At 44.8% G+C, this 417-nt stretch carries 1 protein-coding gene; it reads right to left on the bottom strand.

Annotation, left to right across the window (positions count from 1 at the left end):
* Positions 1 to 16: 16 nt before the first annotated feature.
* Positions 17 to 417 (bottom strand): cytochrome ubiquinol oxidase subunit I (locus tag P364_RS0134635; protein ID WP_029881539.1); only part of this gene is annotated, 401 nt, incomplete at its 5' end.

Here is a 417-nt window from a genome sequence, read left to right as displayed (position 1 = left end):
CCAATCAACTCGTAACTCATTGTGTGTGCTCACCCTTTACCGTTGTTTTGTCGCCTACATGCTGCATCCACTTCTCCATCTCAGTTTCAGCTGGATTATTTTTGAATAGGCGTCGAAGTACGAGAACACACACGGTACCCAATACGATATACAACAACGAGAAGAGGAAGAAAAGAATTCTTACACTTGGTGATGTCGTAGCCGCCTCTTCTACGCGCATATATCCTCGGATAATCCATGGCTGCCTTCCGATTTCCGCGTAAAACCATCCTAGCTCAACCCCTAAAAATGCGAGTGGCGCGCCCAAAGCAATAATCCGCAGTAGCCACTTGTTAACTTCATTACGTTTTTTCCAGAATACAAACAGAAAATACAACATGGAGATGCAAAGCAACGCAAATCCGATTCCAGCCATCA

It is taken from the genome of Paenibacillus sp. MAEPY2 (assembly GCF_000499205.1).
Classification (GTDB): domain Bacteria; phylum Bacillota; class Bacilli; order Paenibacillales; family Paenibacillaceae; genus Paenibacillus; species Paenibacillus vandeheii.
The sequence above is the reverse complement of the archived record's forward strand: the minus strand, read 5'-3'. Positions and strand labels throughout refer to the sequence as shown.